The organism is Thermosinus carboxydivorans Nor1 (assembly GCF_000169155.1).
GTDB classification, from domain to species: domain Bacteria; phylum Bacillota; class Negativicutes; order Sporomusales; family Thermosinaceae; genus Thermosinus; species Thermosinus carboxydivorans.
On the sequence record NZ_AAWL01000012.1, the window covers coordinates 32747 to 54792 of the forward strand.

General features: G+C 53.8%; 18 protein-coding genes. 3 read left to right on the forward strand and 15 right to left on the reverse strand.

Annotation, left to right across the window (positions count from 1 at the left end; genetic code table 11):
* Positions 1-73: 73 nt before the first annotated feature.
* The 3 genes from pstA to TCARDRAFT_RS09355 form a co-directional block, all read right to left on the reverse strand.
* Positions 74-952 carry a phosphate ABC transporter permease PstA gene (gene pstA, locus TCARDRAFT_RS09345; RefSeq protein ID WP_050769619.1) on the reverse strand — a complete coding sequence of 293 codons (879 nt, stop codon included), beginning with the start codon at positions 950-952 and terminating at the stop codon, positions 74-76.
* 56 nt (positions 953-1008) lie between these two features.
* A complete protein-coding gene (gene pstC, locus TCARDRAFT_RS09350; RefSeq protein ID WP_007289744.1) occupies positions 1009-1902 on the reverse strand; it encodes a phosphate ABC transporter permease subunit PstC in 894 nt (297 codons plus the stop codon).
* Between the two features lie 149 nt (positions 1903-2051).
* Positions 2052-2909, reverse strand: a complete 858-nt coding sequence (locus tag TCARDRAFT_RS09355) for a phosphate ABC transporter substrate-binding protein (protein WP_007289745.1) — start codon at positions 2907-2909, stop codon at positions 2052-2054.
* A gap of 211 nt (positions 2910-3120) precedes the next feature.
* Here TCARDRAFT_RS09355 and TCARDRAFT_RS09360 point away from each other — a divergent pair, with 211 nt between their 5' ends.
* Positions 3121-4902 carry an ATP-binding protein gene (locus TCARDRAFT_RS09360; RefSeq protein ID WP_007289746.1) on the forward strand — a complete coding sequence of 594 codons (1782 nt, stop codon included), beginning with the start codon at positions 3121-3123 and terminating at the stop codon, positions 4900-4902.
* A 365-nt stretch (positions 4903-5267) separates the two neighbouring features.
* Here the strand turns inward: TCARDRAFT_RS09360 and TCARDRAFT_RS09365 are convergent, their stop codons facing one another.
* From TCARDRAFT_RS09365 to mfd, 9 genes are all read right to left on the reverse strand, one after another.
* A complete protein-coding gene (locus tag TCARDRAFT_RS09365; protein WP_040683271.1) occupies positions 5268-5759 on the reverse strand; it encodes a phosphate-starvation-inducible PsiE family protein in 492 nt (163 codons plus the stop codon).
* A gap of 342 nt (positions 5760-6101) precedes the next feature.
* Positions 6102-6698: a phosphate signaling complex protein PhoU gene (gene phoU, locus TCARDRAFT_RS09370; RefSeq protein ID WP_050769620.1), complete on the reverse strand. Its 597-nt coding sequence runs from the start codon at positions 6696-6698 to the stop codon at positions 6102-6104.
* A gap of 74 nt (positions 6699-6772) precedes the next feature.
* Positions 6773-7528 (reverse strand): phosphate ABC transporter ATP-binding protein PstB, encoded by a 756-nt coding sequence (gene pstB, locus TCARDRAFT_RS09375; protein ID WP_007289749.1) that lies wholly within the window; start codon positions 7526-7528, stop codon positions 6773-6775.
* 80 nt (positions 7529-7608) lie between these two features.
* Entirely contained in the window at positions 7609-8301 is a 693-nt protein-coding gene (locus TCARDRAFT_RS09380) for a response regulator (protein ID WP_007289750.1), read from the reverse strand.
* Between the two features lie 87 nt (positions 8302-8388).
* A complete protein-coding gene (locus TCARDRAFT_RS09385; RefSeq protein ID WP_007289751.1) occupies positions 8389-8664 on the reverse strand; it encodes an HU family DNA-binding protein in 276 nt (91 codons plus the stop codon).
* Between the two features lie 91 nt (positions 8665-8755).
* A complete protein-coding gene (gene yabN, locus TCARDRAFT_RS09390; protein WP_007289752.1) occupies positions 8756-10225 on the reverse strand; it encodes a bifunctional methyltransferase/pyrophosphohydrolase YabN in 1470 nt (489 codons plus the stop codon).
* Position 10226: 1 nt separating this feature from the next.
* Complete coding sequence (locus tag TCARDRAFT_RS09395; protein ID WP_007289753.1) at positions 10227-11828, reverse strand: putative polysaccharide biosynthesis protein; 1602 nt, start codon at positions 11826-11828, stop codon at positions 10227-10229.
* A gap of 188 nt (positions 11829-12016) precedes the next feature.
* The gene (spoVT, locus tag TCARDRAFT_RS09400) at positions 12017-12583 is read right to left on the reverse strand and encodes a stage V sporulation protein T (protein WP_007289754.1); all 567 of its coding nucleotides are present in this window, start codon (positions 12581-12583) and stop codon (positions 12017-12019) included.
* A 68-nt stretch (positions 12584-12651) separates the two neighbouring features.
* Positions 12652-15981: a transcription-repair coupling factor gene (mfd, locus tag TCARDRAFT_RS09405; RefSeq protein WP_007289755.1), complete on the reverse strand. Its 3330-nt coding sequence runs from the start codon at positions 15979-15981 to the stop codon at positions 12652-12654.
* A gap of 1021 nt (positions 15982-17002) precedes the next feature.
* On the opposite strand from mfd, the gene TCARDRAFT_RS15820 reads away from it, so the two are divergent.
* Entirely contained in the window at positions 17003-17293 is a 291-nt protein-coding gene (locus tag TCARDRAFT_RS15820; protein WP_198003919.1) for a hypothetical protein, read from the forward strand.
* Positions 17220-18299, forward strand: coding sequence for a group II intron reverse transcriptase/maturase (gene ltrA, locus TCARDRAFT_RS09410; RefSeq protein WP_198003920.1), 1080 nt, complete (start codon positions 17220-17222; stop codon positions 18297-18299). Before TCARDRAFT_RS15820 ends, ltrA begins: the two co-directional genes overlap by 74 nt.
* A 370-nt stretch (positions 18300-18669) precedes the next feature.
* Here ltrA and TCARDRAFT_RS09415 read toward each other — a convergent pair whose 3' ends face one another.
* The 3 genes from TCARDRAFT_RS09415 to TCARDRAFT_RS09425 are packed head-to-tail and all read right to left on the reverse strand — an operon-like array spanning position 18670 to position 21810.
* On the reverse strand, positions 18670-19050 hold the full coding sequence (locus TCARDRAFT_RS09415; RefSeq protein WP_007289757.1) for a DUF1667 domain-containing protein: 381 nt from the start codon (positions 19048-19050) through the stop codon (positions 18670-18672).
* Complete coding sequence (locus tag TCARDRAFT_RS09420) at positions 19047-20342, reverse strand: NAD(P)/FAD-dependent oxidoreductase (protein WP_007289758.1); 1296 nt, start codon at positions 20340-20342, stop codon at positions 19047-19049. The genes TCARDRAFT_RS09415 and TCARDRAFT_RS09420 overlap by 4 nt, the downstream gene beginning before the upstream one ends.
* The gene (locus tag TCARDRAFT_RS09425; protein ID WP_007289759.1) at positions 20323-21810 is read right to left on the reverse strand and encodes an NAD(P)/FAD-dependent oxidoreductase; all 1488 of its coding nucleotides are present in this window, start codon (positions 21808-21810) and stop codon (positions 20323-20325) included. The genes TCARDRAFT_RS09420 and TCARDRAFT_RS09425 overlap by 20 nt, the downstream gene beginning before the upstream one ends.
* Positions 21811-22046: the final 236 nt, after the last annotated feature.

Genomic DNA, 22046 nt, shown 5'->3' on the forward strand with positions numbered 1-22046 from the left:
TGCTGACAGTTTTTCCATGACCACAATGGTGTTGGCAATATCCTGAGCGGCGGCTGCCTGCCAATTATTCTTCCTATTTCCCGTTTAGTTTTCGCTGCAGCATTTGTCCCGGAATAGTAAACATAAGATTAAAGGCTAAGATGGCGATAATCAGCAGGGCGCCGATGCCGTTGGCAATCTCGACCCGGTCTGGTACTAAACCGACAGCCATGACATACCACATGTGCACGGCCAACGTCTCCCCGGCAGCCAGCGGGTCAAAATCAGGCAGATGGCGCGACACGGTAGTCCCGGCGGTAAAGATGAGAATCGCCGTTTCTCCTAACGCCCGGCCGGCGGTCAACGTAATACCGGTAATAATGCCCGGCAAGGCATTAGGCAGTACTACCTTCCAGATCGTCTGCCATTTGGTGGCCCCTAGGGCCAGGCTGGCCTCCCGGTAGGACGCCGGCACAGCACGGATCGCTTCTTCCGTTACCCGCACCAGTACCGGCAGGTTGAGGAGGGACAAGGTCAGCGCGCCGCCGATGATGCTGAATCCCAGCCCTAGCATATTAACAAAAATTATCATCCCGAACAAACCAAGGACAATGGACGGCACGGTGGCGAGGCTTTCCGTGCTGAGACGAATGAGATCAGTAAGACGGCTGGCGGGCGCATATTCGGCCAAATAGACGCCGGCGCCTATGGCTATCGGAATAGAAAATAGCATAGACAAAAAGAGAATATAGAACGAGTTAAAAAACTGCGGCCCCACCCCGCCACCGGCGCGGATATCGCTGGGCATACCGGTGATAAAGTTCCACGACAGCACCGGTACGCCTTTATATAAGATATAGGCAAGAAAGGTAGCCAAAATTCCTAAAATAACCATCCCCGCCAACCACATAACCGCATTGGCCAATCTATCCATAACACGGGGGTTTGTTAGGCGTCGCCACACGACAATCATCCCCTTTAGCGGCATATGCCAGATAGAATAATGGGTATCGTCAATAGAGCGTTCCATTATACTGCCCTTCTTGCCGCCACCCAGCGAATAACCAAGATCATAAATAATGATAATAGCAGCAGCACCAGAGCCATGAGGAAGAGTGAATTACCCCAGGCCGAGCCAAAGGGGGTGTTGCCCATCTCAACCACAATTTCGCTGGTCAGGGTAGAAGTCGGCATAAATAACGACTTGGCCAGCTGCGGCGTATTGCCAATCACCATCTGCACGGCCATCGTCTCGCCTACAGCCCTGGCCATGGCCAAAATAACCGAAGTTAATATGCCGGGCAGCGCCGCCGGCAGGATAACGCCGGTAATCGTCTGCCAGCGAGTAGCCCCCAGTGCGAGCGATCCTTCCTCCAGTGCCCGCGGCACGGCGCGGATGGCGTCTTCCGAGATGCTGATAATCGTCGGTAAAATCATAATGGCCAGAATAACGGCGGCAGCCAGCAAGCCAAAGCCGGTGTTAACGCCAAACTGTACGCGAATAAACGGCACCAGCACGGTAAGACCCACAAAGCCATAAACAACCGACGGAATGGCCACATAGAGGTCGGTGGCCGGGCGCATGATTTGGCGGAGCCACGGTGGCGCGATTTTGGCCATGAAGATAGCGCCGGCGAGGCCGAGTGGCGTGCCAAAGAGCACCGCGAGCAGCGTTACATACACCGAACCGGCGATAAAACTGAACGCGCCGTAATGGCCTTCCGTCGGATCCCACTTGGTCGACAGGAAAAATTCTTCGGGCCGCACGTCTTTAAAGGTGAGCAGCCCCTGCTGTCCAACAAAAATAATAATAGACAGGATGATAACGGTCATTAAAAAGGCGCTGGCAACAAACAAGTAGCGTACATAACGGTCGTAGGCCAGTTTTAGGCTATGTTCTTTGGCATTGACCAAAGTCGCCATTTATTCACGCTCCGCTCTAAACATAATTTCCTCATAGCTATTATAAACACCGCCGCTCCGGCCTTTGTTAATAGAATGTTAACTTTTCGTTAAAATTGCATGTTTTACAGGAAAGCAAAAGCCGCGCCGGCGGCGCGGCTTTGGTTACCCTATTGTTTCTTCATCTTGGTAATCGGCAGGAAGCCATTTTTCTCGACGTAAGTTTCCTGAAATTCTTTGCTCATGACGTAGTCAATGAACGCTTTCACCGCGCCGGTCGGCTCACCTTTGGTATACATGTGCTCATAGGCGAAAACCGGATAGGTGCCGTTGATTACGTTTTCCGGCGTATATTTTACCCCGTTGTAAGCCAGCACTTTTACGGTATTGTCTGCATAAGGTGCATCTACATAACCGATTGCGCCGGGAGTGCTGGCGACGGCGGCCCGGACAGCGCCGTTCGAGTCTTGGATAACAGCATTGTCAGTGAAAGCGGCGCCTTTCAGGACAACTTGGGCAATGGTCGCACGGGAACCGGAAGATTTAGCGCGGTGAATAATGGTGATTTTCTGGTCTTTACCGCCAACTTCTTTCCAGTTGGTGATTTTGCCGGTGAAGATGTCGATATATTGCTGCTGAGTCAGGTTGTCGACAGTTACGTCAGGATTAGCGATAAACACGAAGGGCGCAACAGCCACTTTGTGGTCGACCAAGCCTTTGTCTTTTAGTTCAGGGGGAAGCTCGACGTCAGAGTTGCCGATGTTGACTGACCCTGCCGCAACTTGGTTCATCCCCGTAAACGAACCGCCGCCGGCGATGTTAACGGTAACTTTGGGGTGTTTCTTTTGGAATTCTTCCTGCGCCGGCTTTAAAAGCGGCAAGAGGGCCGTTGAACCGGAAGCAGTAACCGTGCCCTGCAGCTCACTCGCCTTGGGCTCACTTTTCTGACCGCAGCCTGCCGCCAGCGACAAGCCCAGCATAAGCACCAGCGCCGCTGCGAGCATTTTCGGTTTACGGAATAAATTCATGAACAAGACCTCCTGTACCATGTTTTATTAGTTTATCTTCGCGCTTTCATTATAAAACCGTTCTGCAATCGTTGTGTTAAACCAATGTTAACGCTATGTTAAATTGCCGGGCAGAGAGACCGTAAGCTGGCCACCTATAATATAATATAGTCATAATTGCACACAAATCCAAAATGCCGTAGTATTATTGTTAAAAACAGGAGTATAAGCCATGTTTCGCTTTAGTTTACGCAACCGGCTCATTTTTTCTTTTTTGTTGCTGATTATTCTTACTTTGGCTGCCCTTGGCAGCTATATTCTCTGGTTTGTTCACAGGTATAACCTTGAGCGCCTGACCAGCAATCTGTTTACCCAGGCTCAAATCACCGAACAGCTGTTACGGATCCATTTGAGCGGTCCGCCAGAGAAAGCCGGCCTTGACGCCATCGCCAAAGAGCTCGGCGCCGAGGTCGATCTGCGCCTAACCATTATCGCCCCAAACGGCGTCGTACTGGCCGACTCGCGAGAAAACCCGGCCCTGATGGAAAACCACCGCGAGCGGCCTGAAATCGCCGCTGCGCTGGCCGACGGCCGCGGCACGGCTATCCGCCACAGCACTACCTTGGACGAAAACCTGCTTTATGTAGCTATTCCTATGCGAAGCGGCAACGAAATCATTGGCGTTGTCCGTCTCTCCACCACTCTGGCCCATGTGGAAGAGGCTTATAACCGGATTCGGTCGGCGCTGCTCGCCGCCTTTGTCGTCACTACCCTGCTCGCCATCGCCTTCAGCATCCGCCTGGCCCGTAAGTACACGGCGCCGCTGGAAGAAATCACGGACGTAGCCCGCCTTATTAGTGAAGGGCAACTCGATAAACGCGTTCACATCAAAACCGGCGACGAAATCGAAATTTTAGGCCATACGCTAAACAACCTGGCGGCGCGGCTCGATGACAAGCTAAAGGAAATCGTGGCGCAAAAACATAAGCTCGAACTCATCCTCCAGCATATGGATAATGCCGTTCTCCTGCTTGACCGCTATGGACGGGTGACTGACGCCAACCTGCGGGCTGCTTCGCTGTTCGGCATCACCGGCGCCATGCTGGGCCAGCACAACATCCAGGTTATCGGCAACAGTTTGCTTGATAAAGCCGTCCGGGAAACGGTGGCTACCGGCGAAAACCGCCTGATTATGCTCCGCACCAACCTTCACGGCGCAAAACGCGTCTTTCAGGTTTTTCTTGCTCCCCTTGGCAATGATGGTGGCGACGGTGTCCTTACCGTCTTTCACGACATCACCGTCCTGCAGGAGATTCAGGAGCGGCAGGCCGAATTTGTCGCCAACGCATCCCACGAACTTAAGACGCCGCTCACAGCCATCAAAGGTTTTGCTGCGACCTTGCTCGACGGCGCCATCCGGGAACCGGCGCTGGCTACTAAATTCGTTACCATCATTCATGACGAAGCCGAACGAATGAACCGGCTGGTAGACGACCTTTTGCAGCTTGCCAGTTTGGACGCCCGGGAAACCGGTCAGCAAGCCCGCCTTGAGCCTACCGATATATATAAAGTGGCGGCCGCCGTTGTCGAAGAGTTGTCGGCCCAATGGCGGGCCAAACGACTGTCCGTGCTCCTCGATGCTCCGGCCCGACCGCTAGCGGTTATGGCCAACCCCGATTGGCTGAGGCAGGTGCTCGTTAACCTGCTTGATAACAGCATCAAGTATACGCCGGAAGGCGGAAAGATACTGGTCAAATGGTGGCAGGCCAGCGACAAAGCCGTCGTCATGGTTCAGGACTCAGGGATAGGCATCCCTGCGAAAGACCTGCCCTTTATTTTTGACCGCTTCTACCGTGTCGACCGCGCCCGTTCCCGCCGCGCCGGCGGCACCGGTCTCGGCCTGGCCATTGTCAAACACATCATCGAAACACTGGGCGGCAAAATTGACGTGGTGAGCGAGCCGGACGCCGGCACCACCTTCACCTTCACCCTGCCATTGGCCAAAACGCAATAACCCAATTACGCTGCCTTCCTTCAGATTTGGTCTCGCAACCAACACCCCTTGACTTAAGCTACAGCTACTGCTACCTTCACTGGTCGGGACTTTCACCCTATATACCGCCCATGCCGGGCGCACCAAAAAACGCACTTTTGCAGGGAATCCCCCTGCAAAAGTGCGTTTTTTGTGGATACCAGAAACCTTAATGTACACGTCAACGCTCGCCTTCCAGTTTAGGCTGATGTGGAAGGCGCTTCTCTAATTAAAACGTCTTTTTACTAGCCCAGTATGATTTGTCGCGCTGTAGTTTCCTAACTTCTAAGGCCGTTGTTTTTGCCAGAATACCACGGAATAGGTTGAAACAACTGGAGGTTTGTCTCCTATGAGTTTTTTTTGAGTGCCGTAAGCCGGTCATCCCGCTCGCGCAGCAGCCAGTATACCACACCCAGCGCCAGGATCGCGCCGGAAAGCGCCGCGATTTTGGCGGGGCTCGTGTCGGGTTCGAGAATTACAAACTTGCGCGATAAGGCAATCATGGCGATGAGTACCACGGTCTTCACCTGGATGATACTGTCCTGGCGCAGCGTCACCTTGATGATCGAGTGTTTGAACTCCATCGCGATGAGCAAGGTCATGATCATCCCGAACACCGTTTGAAACACCCCATGATCGAGGGGATTGAATGTCTCCAAGACCAGCAAGACAAAGACGACGCGAATCAGTTGGATCAGCGAAATAACAATGATGCAGGCGATCACGGCACTGAGAATGAGCGCGATGACCTGCTCGAAGCGTTCGTAGAAGCTCATTACCCGCCATTGCTCCTTGAATTTCTCAAGGTGGCTGTGCGGTCTCTTGTCATGCTCAAGCATGTGCTTACCACCAATATTAAATGGCAGATTATTTTTGATAACTTATGTCATAACCCCAAGAAACCAGTGGTCATGTACGTATATAAACCCACAGATAAAGCGGGGAAAAAAGAAAAAGCCCAATCAAGATGATCACAAAGGCCACTGGGCAGAGCTATACCGTACAATAGCTATTATGATCATAGCATACTTGGGCACTTCTGCCAAGGATTATTGCCAAAATCACGGGGCCTTTTTAAACCCCGGAGAAACTTTTTGTCTTGTTGGCCAATCAGCGGTCTCCTGTCACAGAAGCAAATATAATGTTAGACTTTTTCGATGGTCACCGCGGGGGAATTTTTTTCACTTCTTCCTTAACCGCTGCCCAGTCACCAGATAGATGACCCATTCGGCGATGTTGGTAGCATGGTCAGCGATACGCTCAAGGTAGCGGCCGACAAAAATAAGTTGCGTTGCCTGACTGATCGTCCGGGGATCTTCCATCATATAGGTCAAAAGTTCCCGGAAAATCTGCTGGTAAAGGTTGTCGACCTCGTCATCAGCCAGGCAGACCTGCTCGGCCAGCGTGATATCCAACTTAAAATATGCTTCAAGGGCATTGTGGAGCATCTTCTGAGCCATGCCGGCCATGCGGGGGATGTCGACTAACGGCTTGATGAGAGGCTGGTGGGCCAGCCGTAGGGTGACATTGGCAATGTCATAGGCGTGATCGCCGATACGCTCCAGATCGGTCGTAATTTTCAGGCCTGTGCTGATGATGCGCAGGTCCCGGGCCAGCGGTTGCTGACGGGCAATGAGGACCATACACTTGTCCTCAATGTCCACTTCCATCTTGTCAATGATGTCGTCGCCCTCAATTACCTTGCGGGCAAGGTTAACATCCTGCTTTGCCAGCGACTGGACGGCATCCTCAATGGCCATAGCCACGGCATTGCCCATGCGCAGCAGTTCCTGCCTAAGCGCCTCCAATTCCTGATCATAACTTTGTCGTGTTACCACGTCTTTCCCTCCTGTTAACCGAAGCGGCCGGTGATATAATCTTCGGTGCGTTTATCCTGGGGGCGGGTAAAAATGGCGCCGGTTTCGTCATGTTCAATGAGCTCGCCGTTTAGGAAAAAGGCGGTGTAATCGGAAACGCGGGCAGCCTGCTGCATATTGTGGGTCACCAAGACAATCGTGTAATTAGTCTTAAGCGCCGTGATTAGTTCCTCGATTTTCATCGTCGAAATAGGGTCGAGCGCCGAACATGGTTCGTCCATGAGCAGCACCTCCGGTTCAACCGCCAAGAGGCGCGCGATACACAGCCGCTGTTGCTGCCCGCCCGACAGGCCCATTGCCGAGCTGTGCAGGCGGTCTTTTACCTCATCCCACAAGGCGGCGCCGGTCAGGCTTTTTTCCACAATCTCATCCAGGCGCGCCTTATTTTTTAGGCCATGAATACGGGGGCCGTAGGCGATATTGTCATAAATGGACATGGGAAAGGGGTTAGGCCGCTGAAACACCATGCCTACCCGCTTGCGCAGCATGACTACGTCGGTGCCGGGATGGTAAATATTCATGCCGTCCAGCAGTACCTCGCCCTCAATGCGGACATTGTCAATGAGGTCATTCATCCGGTTAATGGTGCGCAGACAGGTGGATTTGCCGCAGCCGGACGGGCCGATAAGGGCCAAAACGCTGTTTTTTACCACATTTAGGGAAATCTTTTTCAGTGCCAGAGTATCCCCATAATAAAGCTTCAGTTTGTTAATTTGGATTTTATATTCCATATAGGGCTCCTCCTAAGGTTCTCTCCCAGCACTATAGCATGAATGCGTTCTACCATTGTTAAATCCATGTTAATAAATTGTTAAATTTCCCGAAACCGGTAGCCGACGCCGCGCACTGTCTCGATGGCCTCGGCCAGGACAGGGTCAATACTTAATTTGGCCCGCAGATGGCGGATATGAACGTCTACGGTTCGGGTATCGCCGTAGTATTCGTACCCCCAGACCTTGTCCAAGAGTTGTTCACGCGTAAATACCTTACCCATATCGGTGACGAACAGCTTCAGAAGTTCAAACTCTTTGGGCGTAAGTTCGAGTTTTACTTTACCGATATGGGCCTCATAGCGGCTAAAATTAAGTTTTAAGTTGCCAACTACCAGTTCACCGGCCAGAGGAGCATCTCTCTTGCTACGGCGCAGCACTGCCTTAATGCGGGCCAAAAGCTCCCGCGGGCTAAAAGGTTTAACCATGTAATCATCGGCCCCTAGCTCCAGACCGATGATTTTATCCACTTCCTCCGCTTTGGCGGTCAGCATAATGATCGCCATACCGGCTGTTTCGCTGCTGCCTTTAAGAATGCGGCAAACGTCCAGCCCGTCCATGCCCGGCAGCATCAGGTCGAGAACAATAAGGTCAGGCCGCTCGCGCCGCGCCAAAGCCAGCGCCGCATTACCGTCCTCAGCCTCAAGAACAACGTAGCCTTCCTTCGCCAGATTAAAGCGCACCAGCTCCCGGATATTGGCTTCATCTTCCACAATTAGTATTTTCCCAGTCACCGAACAAATAGCCTCCCCTTATGTCAGAAATGAGGAGAAGAGAAAAAACCAGGCCTGCACCTGGTTTTTACACATCTATGTATCGCCTTACTTGTTGACAGCGTCTTTCAAACCTTTGCCAGCTTTGAAGACAGGGCTCTTCGAGGCCGGAATATCGATTTCCTTGCCGGTCTGCGGATTGCGTCCTTTTCTGGCTTCGCGCGTTCTTACCTCAAAGGTGCCGAACCCAATAATTTGCACTTTGTCGTTCTGAGCCAGCGCTTCTTCGATGCTGGCAAAAACGGCATTAAGCGCCTTTTCCGCGTCCTTCTTCGTCATGCCGGCTTTTTCCGCAACACTGGCGATCAATTCGGTTTTATTCACAATCCTTCCTCCTCAATATAGTTGTCCATAATTGTTACGAATAGCATTATTCGCTATTCTGGTTTTTATTCCTTCTACAAATTACCAAACATTACTTATTTTTTCCTGTTTCTTTGGCCTTAGCCTCCTCCCACAGACGGTCGAGCTCGGCCAGGGTTAGATCCTGCCACCTGAGGCCCTGCGCGGCAACCGTTTCTTCGATATGAGCGAACCGCCGCCGAAATTTGTTGTTGGTATGATTGAGAGCGGTTTCGGGATCGATGTCTAAAAAGCGCGCCAAATTAACAACGGCAAACAGTACGTCGCCCAGTTCGTCTTCGCAGCAACTTTGCTTGCCGCTTTGCACCGCGGCGCGGAGTTCGGCCAGCTCTTCGTCAATCTTCGCCCATACCGGGCCGATGTCGTCCCAGTCAAAACCAACTTTCGCCGCCTTAGCCTGCAGTTTATAAGCTTGCATCAGACTGGGCAGGCCGTTCGGGATACCGGCAAGGACAGAGGCTGGTGCCCCGCCCTTTTCCTGCTTTTTAATTTTCTCCCAATTAAGCACGACCTCGGCGGCGTCGCGGACCGTGATATCGCCAAAAACATGGGGGTGGCGGCGGATCATCTTTTCCGTTACGCCGTCAATTACGTCCTGCATGGAAAAGGCACCGCTCTCCTCGGCGATGCGGGCGTGAAAGACAATTTGCAGGAGCAGGTCGCCAAGCTCCTCGCATAGTTTGTCCGCATCGGCCAGGTCAATGGCCTCCAGCACTTCATATACTTCTTCGACAAGATAGCGCCGCAAGCTGGCATGGGTTTGCTCAATATCCCACACACAGCCGCCTGGGGAACGCAAAGTCGCCATCACCTCGACGATAGGGTCGAGATTGAAGCGCGTGGCTTTGGCCGGTCTTGGCGGCACATACACACTGGTAAGGTGGTCGATCACCGACAGACGGTCCAGTTCATACAGGGGAATAGTCCGGACTTGTTCATCAGGCAGGCTGAGACTCTGCACCACCGTAACGGGATAATCATCGCCAAAATAGTCCATTAGTGTCAGCTTGGTCTCCGACGCTACCTGCCGGTTGTAGACCTGGGTCACGACCAGGCCGGTCGGAAGATCGGGCGGCAGCTTGTCCAGCTCGGCCGCGTCCACAACCGTCAGGCCGTGGATGGGGTCGATACCCAACCGGGTATACAACACTTCCAGAAAACTCATGCCCGGCACAATGGCGACCGGAATGCCCTGCGCCTTGGCCTGCTCCCGGATAAGAGCCACCGCGCGCTCGGCCACCAGGGGACTGCCCGGCACGGCAAAAACCACTTCTTCGCCGCCGGCGGCGCGGGAAACTACATCAGCGGCAATCGTGCGGTAAACTTCTTCGAAAGAAGTTTTTTCGTCGTAAACAGCGTCGTAACTTGTGAACAAAAGCCCGCGCCGCGCCAAATCGTCCACGCAAGGGTGACGCGCCGTCCTCAGCAAGAGCGTTTGAGCCGCGCGAAGCGTATCCCAGGCTTCGACGGTAAGCAGGCTTAAGGCCCCCGGCCCCAGCCCAACAATCGTAATTTTGCCCATATTATCGCCTCAACAATCGGAATGTGTGTAGCAGGCGGGCTAAATCCGGCCCTACCCGCGGAATGCGCTGGACGTCCCGTTCGCTAACGCCGCCTACCAGTAAGAGAACAATACCGTATACGGCGCCGCCCGCAGCAATGGCCGCCAACGTAGCCAGCGTGTTGCTAAAGGTCTTAGTCATAATGGCGTCATAAACAAGCAGCACAATACCGCCCATGACGGCTGTCGCTGCCATTGTTTTAAACGTGTCTTTCCAATCAATGCTGAAACCCACATAGCGATAAACAAAATACATATTGAGCAGGGCGGCAACACCGAAGTCAGCTACCGACGCCCAGGCGGCCCCTTTAATCCCCAGGGACGGCATGGCGGTTAACGTCCAGCTCATAATGACCTTTACCACCGCCGAAATAACCATGTTAACAAGGGGAATGGCCGTATGCCCAAGGCCCTGCAGCACCCCGGTCGTCACCTGGTGAATGCCGAGCAAGACGATACCTACCGATAGGATGGCAATCGGCACTCCGGCGTTAGGCGTGCCGTACAGCATCTGCGAAATGGGCGTAGCCAGCAGCCACATCCCAACAAAAGCCGGAATGGTAATAAGATTGGAGATGCGCATGGCCGTTGCCGTACGCTGGTAAATGCGCGCGCGGTTGCCCAGCGTATAAGCTTCGGACACGGCCGGCACTAAGCTGGCCGCCAGCGATGCGGTAAGGATGGTGGGCAGGTTGATCAGGGCCACCGCCATCCCGGTCAGATAACCGAAAAGTTCCGTCGCCTGCTCGACCGTAAACCCTGCGACTTCCAGACGGGCCGGCACAATCAAGAGGTCAATATTGGAAACAACCGGCAGCATAATGTTAGCCAGCGATACCGGAAAGGCCAGACGGACAATACGGGTGATGATTCTGAAACCCGATTCCTGCCGCATATCAGGCTGGGCAGCGATTTTGCGCTGAAATTCCCTCCGCTGGCGCCAGTAATAATAGATAAGAACGAGCAGACCGGCGGCCGCACCCGGACCGGCACCGAAACTCGCGCCGGCGGCCGCGTACTCCAGGCCATATGGCATTAGTAGATAAGCCAGGACGATCATGGTGACGACGCGCAGCAGCTGTTCCACAATCTGGGAAACGGCCGTGGGCGTCATGAGCTGCAATCCCTGAAAATAGCCGCGATAACTGGAGAGGATGGTGACAAAAAAGATGGCCGGCGCCAAAGCGGCAATGGCGTAGTAGGCCCGCGGATCGCGCACAAACTGGTATTCGACCAGCCAATTTGCGCCGTAGTAAAGTAAAAACGTAAAAATAATACCGGTTGCTGCCAGTACCGCCAGCGAAATGCGGAAAACACGGTTAGCGCCGCGATAGTCGCCAAGGGCAATCTTCTCGGCAATTAAAATGGAAATTGCTACCGGAATGCCGGCCGACGAAATACTGAGGGCTAAAAGATAAATGGGATAGGCCATTTGGTACAGACCAATCCCTTCGCCGCCCAGTAGCCGTGATAATAAAATACGGTTCACCGACCCGATAACCTTGACGATAATGCCGGCAACCGTCAAAATCAAGGCGCCCTTTAGGAATGTATCCTTGCTCAATACCAGTCAGTCCTCTCCTGAATGTTAACCCATGGCATAACCTTTCATGTTTGAAGCATTTTATATTATAGCAAAATTCCCCCCTCAGGGGAAATACTTTCCAGGCAAAAGCGCTTGCCATTCATAAGAACGCCGGCCAATAGAAAAGTAGCGAACGGCGTCCGCTACTTAAACCAACCAAGAAGGCGTTATTGAGACATTTGCTTAGCGAGAAAGCCCGCAGCGGTTTCGGCTAGTTTAACTTCCATTTCTCCCATTTGGACGCCTGGTTGCTTGGAGCAGATAATTACTGCCCCAATGGTGTCCCCCTCGACAATAATGGGCGAAATTACTTGCGCTGTGAATTTGCAGGTATGGTCGTCTTCGCAATCCGTGACGCAACCTTTGCAGTGCTTGTATTCACCGGGATTATTTATGACCGTCGTCTTGCGTTCTTCCATGACTTTTTCGACAGCAGGCCCTAGCGGCTTACCGAGAAATTCTTTCTTCGACGCGCCAGCGACCGCAACTACGTTATCCCGGTCGGCGATCATGATGATATGGCCAATTGCTTCATAGAGGGAGTCACAGTATTCCTTGGCAAAATCGCCCAATTCGCCAACTGGTGAATATTTCTTGAGAATTACTTCGCCTTCACGGTCGACATATATTTCTAATGGATCACCTTCACGAATCCGTAATGTCCTTCTAATTTCCTTCGGAATGACAACTCTGCCCAGATCGTCAATCCTTCTGACGATGCCAGTCGCTTTCACCAGTAATCCCCCCTTTTCTACAGTTTTTGACATTTGTCTAGTGATAGTATATATCCGGCTTCCGCGTTTTATTCATTGTCCCCGCCGGCAGCGGACGGCGCTAATGCCGTCTTTTTTTCGGCCGACTCGCTAAGGGGGCGTAAAACCTTGACCAGCCAGTCAAGAACCGGTTCGGTCAAATTCACCGTCTTCAGCCGCAGTGTCTGCGGGGGACCGGGCTGAATGGACACACGGCCAGGATAGGTGCTTTTCAGCGCCATAATATCGTCAAGGCCAATATTGGGGCGGTCGGTAAACTGGATCTCCACATGGTCGCGTCGCTGAAATATGGAGCGGATGCCCAGCACCCGGGCGTAGTTTTTGATGCGGGCGACCATAAACAGATTTTGTACGGGCTGTGGCGGCTCACCAAACCGGTCGATCAGCTCATCGACCAATTCACTAATATGTTCTTCCGTACGAATGGCGGCAATCCGCTGATATACCTCGATTTTGTGCATCGCATCACTGATATAGTCACCGCTGAGGTAGGCGTCAACATTGAACTCCAATACCGGCTCGGGCGGCGGCTGCACAACTTTACCGGTACGAAGTTCCTGCACCGCTTCGTCAAGCAACCGGCAGTACATTTCAAAACCAACGCTCAGAATATGGCCGTGCTGCTGGGGCCCCAGGATATTGCCGGCGCCGCGGATTTCCAGGTCACGCATGGCAATTTTGAAACCGGCGCCCAGTTCGGCGAACTCCTTGATGGCCTGCAGGCGCTTTTCCGCCACCTCGGTCAGCACCTTGTCCCGCTGATAGGTAAAATAGGCATACGCCATGCGGTGGGTGCGCCCGACCCGGCCGCGCATTTGGTAGAGTTGGGCCAGGCCAAATTTGTCGGCGTCATAAACGATAATGGTATTGGCATTGGGCACATCGAGGCCGCTCTCGATAATGCTGGTACAGACTAAAATATCGTAGTTTCCCTCATAAAAATCGAGCATCACCCGTTCAAGCCGGTCCTCGCTCATTTGCCCGTGCGCCACGCCAATGCGCGCATCCGGCAAAATCTCACTCAGCCGGCTGTGCATCTTATCGATGGTCTGAACGCGGTTATAGACAAAATACACCTGCCCGCCCCGCCTAAGTTCGCGGCGGATGGCGTCGCGGACGACTTCTTCGTGGTATTCGACAACATAGGTTTGGACCGGGTAGCGCTCCTCCGGCGGCGTCTCGATAATGCTCATGTCGCGGGCGCCGACCAGCGACATATGCAGCGTGCGCGGGATGGGGGTGGCGCTCAAAGTCAATACATCTATATTGGTGCGCCACTTCTTAAGTTTTTCTTTTTGGGCAACTCCGAAGCGCTGCTCCTCGTCCACGATTAAAAGGCCGAGGTCTTTGAACTGGACATCGGGATTGAGCAGGCGATGGGTACCGATGAGAACGTCCACCTGGCCGGCGCGCACCTTGGCCAGTGTGGCTTTCTGTTCTTTGGGGCTGCGGAAGCGGCTGATAACGTCGACCACCGGGCCGAAACCGGCGAAACGGCTGCTGAACGTCTGGTAATGCTGCTGAGCCAAAACGGTGGTGGGCACCAGCACGGCCACCTGTTTGCCACTCATCACGGCCTTGAAAGCGGCGCGAATGGCTACCTCTGTCTTGCCAAAACCGACATCGCCACAGAGCAAGCGATCCATCGGGCGCGGCGCTTCCATGTCGCGTTTGATCTCGCTAATGGCCTGCAGTTGGTCAGGCGTTTCCTCATACGGAAAGGCTTCCTCAAACTCCTTCTGCCACGGCGTATCGGGCTCGAAAGCAAAGCCCGGCGTCACCTGGCGGGCGGCATACAGGGCAATAAGTTCCTTGGCCAAATCGGCCACGGCCGCTTTGGCCCGGCTCGTCGCCTTCTGCCACTCGGTGCCGCCCATCCGATGAAGACGCGGCACTTCGCCTTCGGCGCCAATGTATTTCTGCAGCAGATGTACCTGGTCGGTAGGCACGTAAATTTTGTCTTCGCCGGCATAACGGATAAGAAAATAATCGCGATGCACGCCCCCGACCTCAAGCGTCTCGACACCGGCATACTTGCCAATGCCGTGATTGACATGGACAACATAGTCGCCGACCTTGAGATCGCGGAAATAAGTGATTTGCTGTCCTTTAGCGGCGCGGGGGCGTATGCCTTTTTTCTGGCGGCCGAAAATGTCCTTTTCGGTTAGCACTGCCAGTTTGGCATGGGGCAGTTCAAAGCCGCCGGCCAGCACGCCGACGGTAATCATGACCGTGCCGGGAACAAGGGTAGTCAGCTGCTCGCTAAAGACCGCGCTAACACCTTCCTGCGTCAAATTATGCTGCAAATGCACCGCCTTGTCGCGGTTGGTCATGAAAATAACGGGCTGCAGCTTGCGGTCAAGCCAAGCTTTAAGCTCGTCAACAAGCATCTCCATCTGCCGGTGAAACGGGGCGATCCCCTTAGCGGTGATGCTGTGAATCTCGCCCGGTTCGGTGTACGGCGTTTTCTGGAGGAGCAGCGACAAATAAACAACATTGAAGGCTTGCGCCGCGGCGGCAATATCGGGCCAGGTATAAACGCGGCGTTTTATTTCCGGGTTTTCCTTGATCAGCTTGGCCATCGCTTCCCGCACCCGGGCCGGTTCATCAAAAACGACGCAGCCGTCGGCCGGAAGATACGACAGTACCGTCGTCCGTTTACCGCTGTGTTCGGGCTCGATGATGGGCATGATGTCTGCTTTGTCCAAGGCGCCGATCGACCGCTGGGTAGCCGGGTCGAATTCCCTAAGTGAGTCGATTTCATCGCCAAAAAGCTCTAGTCGCAGCGGATAGGGGCGATTAAGCGGAAAAATATCGATAATGCCGCCCCGGGCGCTGAACTGGCCAACATTGTCGACCTGGTCGACCCGTTCGTAGCCAAAGCGCACCAGGGTTGCCAATAGTTTTTCGAGCTGAACTATGCCGCCGGCAGCAAGGCTGACGCGGCTGTTTACCAGTTCCTCTTTCGGCGGCGCCTTCTGCATAATGGCTTCGGCTGTCGCCAGGACAATGACCGGCTCCCCGCCCAGCAGGCGGCTGTAAATATCCAGCCGCTGGGCCGTTAATTCCAGGCTTTTAGCCGTTACCGAAAAGGTAACAAAGTCAAGGGCCGGCAGCTCTAAGACCGGCGCCGCTGGCAAAAGCGTGGCTAAATCGCTCTTAAGCTGGCTGAGACTTTCGCCGGAGACGGTGATAATAAACGTGGCACGCGGTTTTTTATGGTAGGCGGCTGCGAGGAGAACGCTTTTCTGCGTTCCCGTCAAGCCGTAGATCAGGCTCGCCTTGTTGGCCGCGGTGCAGGCGGCCAAGGCCTGCTGCAAGGCCTTGTCGGTCTGGATTGCGTCAAATAGCGGTTGCATTATCACACCTCTTTGCTCGGAAAACACGCCTAGCCTGTTGCTTGACCGGTCGGGGCTGTCCTTGCCAGACCGGAACCAACAGGCGTTAGTACTATCATATTCCTTATTACAATACCATATCCCTCGGCGGGCGTCAAAAGGGCCTAGTTGCACGGATAGTGTCAAGACATTGTAGTTTTTTAAGAAGACATACATCCTCGGATGAGTTAACATAATTTTTTAAACAAGGGCCCAAGAAAGTCCTTGTAGTGTCTTATATAGAAAGCTTTTCAGCGTGAATATGTCATATTACTTTACGGGCTGCTTTTAGCCCTTCTGATGTTTTTGTTAACCATCAAGACCGACAAAAAATAGTGACGAGTGCGTTGTTGTTTCAAGTACTGCGAACGGATTAGCAAACTTGGACTATGACCGAAACCTTACTTAAAGTTATAGCGCTTGTTGCATCACTGGTGCTAATATACGTGCGCCCGACATGGGCTCTGGCTAGGTGGTAAAAGTCTACTGCGGGCGAGGCAGCACCAGCCCGCTAGCCAAGGGCAAGGGCGCCAACCGTGAGGTAGGGTCTGAAGGAAGCCGGAGGCAAAACCGCGGCCTGATGAACAAGAACCCCATACGAGGCTAGACCGTTCGGATGAGCTGGCGTAACACAGCTAAATCCCAGGCTGCCAAAGGACGGTAGAGTAAATGGGGCAGGCGTGCGGGGAAAATCAGCGTTCTTACCCGGGGAGGCCTGTCGGCAAGCTAGCTAAAGCTGGCAACCCGGGTCGAGAGGCTCGGCTGAGCCGGCAGGAGTCAGCAGAGGGCATAGTACCTCGAAGGTCATGAACTTCAGGGGAGGCCCGAACATCAAGTAGAGGTGAAACCGATGCGTTCGCAAGAAGGACGAAGAAAGCAGAATACCCCGAAAGGGGCCTACCTGCGGGAGGAAGTGGTGAAGCGATGGCGAACTGCAGGAGGGCCGAGCCCTTCTTCGGCACAAAGCGGAACATCACCTCGCGGGGACCAGGGTAACAGCCTGATGGAACAGGTGGTGGCCACAAGTAATATGACGGCCGCGCTGAAACGGGTAGAGCGAAACGGAGGCGCGCCCAGAGTTGATGGCATCCCGACCGACCGGCTTCGGGACCAAATACGCGCCGAATGGCCGCGCATCCGGGAAGAACTGCTCGCGGGTACCTACAAACCGATGCCCGTGCGCCGGGTCGAAATCCCGAAAGTGCGGAGGAGGTACACGGATGCTGGGGATACCCACCGTGATGGACCGCCTGATCCAGCAGGCCCTTCTGCAGGTACTGACGCATATCTTTGACCCGCACTTTTCCGAAGCCAGCTACGGGTTCCGTCCTGGCAAGAAAGCACATGATGCGGTAAGGAAGGCGCGCCAATACGTGGAAGAAGGCTATGAATGGGCTGTGGACATGGACCTTGAGAAATTCTTCGACAGGGTAAACCATGATATACTCATGGCCCGAGTGGCCCGAAAAGTAACAGACAAAAGAGTGTTAAAACTCATCCGCCGCTATCTCCAGGCAGGCATCATGGTCAATGGTGTGGTCATGGACAGGGAAGAAGGAACACCGCAAAGCGGACCATTAAGCCCACTCCTGGCCAACATCCTACTGGATGACCTGGATAAGGAACTGGAGAAACGTGGCCACAAGTTCATGCGTTATGCCGATGACTGCAATATCTACGTAAAGACTAGGCGCGCGGGTGAAAGAATATTGACTAGTGTCCGCAACTACTTGCAGGAGCGGTTAAAACTCAAACTGAACGAAGAGAAAAGCATGGTAGACCGACCGTGGAAACTGAAATTTCTGGGCTTTAGCATGTATAAAGCCAAAGGTGGGAAAATCCTCATCCGCCTGGCGTCACAAACAATCGACCGGGTGAAACAGAAAATCCGGGAAGCGACTGCTCGTAGTGCTCCACAATCAATGGCGGAGCGGATAGAACGCCTGAACACCTATTTGGGAGGATGGATAGGATACTTCGCCTTGGCGGATACTCCCAGCGTCTTTAAGAACATAGACGGCTGGATACGGAGAAGATTACGCATGTGCCTGTGGAAGCAGTGGAAGCGAGTGAGGACCAGATACAGTGAGTTAAGGGCTTTGGGACTACCGGAATGGGTAGTGCATGAATTCGCCAATACCCGCAAAGGACCATGGCGAATGGCCCACGGGCCAATGAATAGAGCCCTGGGCAATGCCTACTGGCGAGCCCAGGGCCTGATGAGTTTAACCGAACGTTACCAAAAGCTTCGCCAAGCTTGGCGAACCGCCGGATGCGGACCCGCACGTCCGGTGGTGTGAGAGGACGGGGGCTAGCCGCCCCCTTCTACTCGATAGAACAACCAAAAGATTAATCTACCCGGTCCATAGTGCATTTTACTGTTTTTTCCAGCAAACGCCGAAAAGCAGCGTATTATCCGGTACCAGCATGTTGATAAACATGGCTGCTGTCGTAGTGAGGAATCCGATAGTTCACGAGAAGGTTAAATTTTTAGTTACCTCTGTCTCTTCCGGGTTAGTGAGTTGTGTAGCTCTTGGATCCTCAGAAGTGCCGCATACCCGCGGCCCTTTATCCGGATCGGCTACTTTGATGCCACGTTTATTCAACAAGATGCGTAAAACATGCAGTTTGCACGTAATACTTTCAAATCGATCAAAGGTCGATTTTAGGTTAATTTTTATCAACGACTGACAAATCCCTACTAGCGACAATATCAACGCCAAGGCCGAGGATGTTTTCGCAAATAATATTGCCTTCGCTGACCGGCGCAGTTACCGTTACCGTTGACAAGAACCGCGCGCAAGCAACAATCTTGTCCTTTGGCAGCGGTCCTTTCGAGACCACCGGTAAGAGCGGCAGCTGGCCACCGACCACCCGGACGGTCGTTGTCAGCATCCGTTTCGGCGCCGTTACTTCCTCCCGGGCGTACTGTTGGCCGCGTGGGCAGGTGAACCCGGTTACGGCGGTAATCTGCTCTCCTTCGAGTATGATTTCTCCCTCACAGCTTAGCGGACAAACAATGCAGCTGATGCGCCGCTTTATCTCACTCATTGCTTTTCACCACCCTGACGTCTCACTGACACGACGATTTCGCCATCAACATTGTGCAACTTTTCGGCAGGAATATCCACCACAACCATTTCGCTCGGTTTGGCAACAGGCAACCGGCGCTCCTGAATTACCTTATCGCCTGCTGCTATTTGGATAGTGACGCGCTGCTCGGGCCGGGCAACGCGCATGAATAAGCGAACAGGATCATCTGATCCGGAGCAGAGGCTAAGGCGCTGCGGTACAACCGACCGCATCCCGTCGCCGGTCAAGACGCTGATCTTCCGAACATAATCGCCCATTTGACCTTGTGCGTACAGCACTGCATATTTTCCTGCTGTTTCCCCCTCTTCTGATACAAAATCTACAAGGTCATGAACATGCACTACATTGCCTGCGGCAAAAAAACCGGGTAGCGAGGTCTGGCGGAACTGGTCTACTACCGGGCCACCAGTGATGCTGTCGATTTCCACTCCGGCGGATCGCGACAGCTCGTTTTCCGGTATAAGGCCGACTGACAGGAGTACACAGTCGCACTCTAGTTCAAATTCCGTTCCCGCCAGCGGCAGCCGGTTTTCGTCTACTTTGGCAACGGTGACCCCAGTAACCCGTTCGCCGCCGTGAATAGCGGTGATGGTGTGGGACAAATACAAGGGAATGTTATAGTCCTCCAGGCACTGAACAATGTTGCGCGTCAGGCCGTTGGAATACGGCATTATCTCGATGACCGCTTGGACCGTTGCACCCTCGAGCGTCATGCGTCGGGCCATGATGAGGCCAATGTCGCCAGAGCCTAAAATAACGACCTTCTTCCCGGGCAAATACCCTTCCATATTGACCATCCGCTGGGCAGCCCCTGCCGTGAACACCCCTGCCGGCCGACCGCCAGGAATGCGGATAGCGCCCCGGGTCCGTTCCCGGCAGCCCATGGCGAAAACAATCGCCTTGGTCCTGATCGCCAGCAGCCCTTCGCGGGGATTGACCGCCCAGACAGTTTTGTCCCGACCGACTTCCAACACCATTGTGTCAAGTAGTACGACAATTCCCGGGTCATTGGCCACCAGTTTCACATAACGGCTGGCATACCCCGGGCCGGTCAGTTCCTCACGAAAACGGTGGAGGCCAAAGCCGTTGTGAATGCACTGCTGCAATATGCCGCCCAGCTCCCGATCCCGCTCGATAATGAGTACCTGTCTGGCGCCGTTTTGTCGCGCGCTGTATGCGGCGGCTAGTCCGGCCGGCCCCCCGCCGATTACCGCTACATCGTAACAAAGTTCAGCACTCCGTTTTGTCATGACAGTCCACCTCACAGCTTCTGGGGATTTTGTCGTAAAACAGGTAGGACCGGGCAGTGTCCTTGCGTACGGCAGTCACCGGGATACCAAGTTCTCGTGCTAGGATAGCGACAACACGCGGGCCGCAAAATCCGCCCTGGCACCGTCCCATTCCCGCCCGGGTGCGCCTTTTTACGCCGTCAACCGTCCTGGCGCCACAGGGGGCGTGAATGGCAGCGACAATCTCTCCTTCCGTCACCGTCTCGCAGCGGCAGATAACCCTCCCATATAGCGGATTTCTTGCTACAAGTTCCCGTTGTTGGTCCCTTGTCAGCTCATTAAACCTGATCCGCCGCGGTTTTATAGGGTTGAAAGAGGCCTTCGGCCTTAAGTTAAGCCCTTCCTCGCGCAGGATATCCACTACTTTTTCGGCAATGGCTGGCGCCGCCGTCAGCCCCGGCGACTGTATGCCCGCGGCATGGACAAGCCCGCGCACCGTCGCCGACGGCCGAATAATAAAATCGCCGCCGTCTGCTGCTGCCCGCAGACCGGCAAACTGGGTGATTGCGGCATGCAGCGGCAAGTCAGGTACCAACTGTCGGGCGCCGTTGATAATTTCGGCAAGTCCTTGCGACGTGGTAGACAGGTCGGCGCGGTCATCCACCTCCCGGGCATTAGGCCCGATAAACAAATTGCCGTGCACGGTAGGGGCAACCAGTATGCCTTTTGATACTTTGCTCGGCGTCGGGAAAATAATACTGTTCACCCATTTTCCTACCGTCTTATCGAACAAAATATATTCACCCTTGCGCGCCCTGATGGAAAAACTTTCATCCCCCGCCGACCTACTCAGGTCATCAGCTTGCACACCGGCGGCGTTGACGACGAACTTGGCACTGATAAACCCCCGGCCGGTATGCACTCCCTTTATTCGGCCGCCCTCGGCTTCGATTTTATAGACCGGGCACTCAGTGATGACGTGTACGCCGTTCTGAACGGCATTTTCCGCCATCGCAATCGCCGCGCCAAAGGGGCAAATCACTCCCGCCGTCGGCGCCCACAACGCGCCCACAACGTCTTTAGTCAACTTAGGTTCGCGCGCCAGTACTGCCTCCCTGTCTAAAATGGCCAGGCCGGGAACGCCATTGGCACGGCCGCGGTCCAGCAGTTCGTGAATTGTTTGCATTCCTTCGGCATCGTGGGCTATCACCAGTGAGCCGGTCCATTTGATTTCCAGGTCCAGCTCCTCCTGCAGGCGACGGTATAAATCATTACCACGCACATTGAGCTTCGCCTTAAGCGTGCCCGGTTGCGCGTCAAAACCGGCATGTAAAATGCCACTGTTGGCTTTGGAAGTTCCCATGGCGACATCGGGATGGCGTTCTACCAATACGGTATCAAGTTCAAACCTTGCCAACTCCCGCGCAATCGCCGCGCCGACAATCCCGCCGCCGATGATTACTACATCTGCTTTCATTCGTTCAGCCATAACTTCACTTCCCTCATTACTCCACCTTTACTGTTTGTACGACATGAAGCTTAACATTTTGCCCAGGCATATTTGTCGTACTTAAAAACAGCCCAATTTTATATTGGATTTCTTAACATGGTAGGCTTGACTTTTTTATAGCTGGTCTTTCCAGGCAAACATTGTACATAGACCAACGCATTAAGCCAAATCGCAAAAAGGCAAGAGATGGTGCAATGGCACCTGCCGCTACAGGC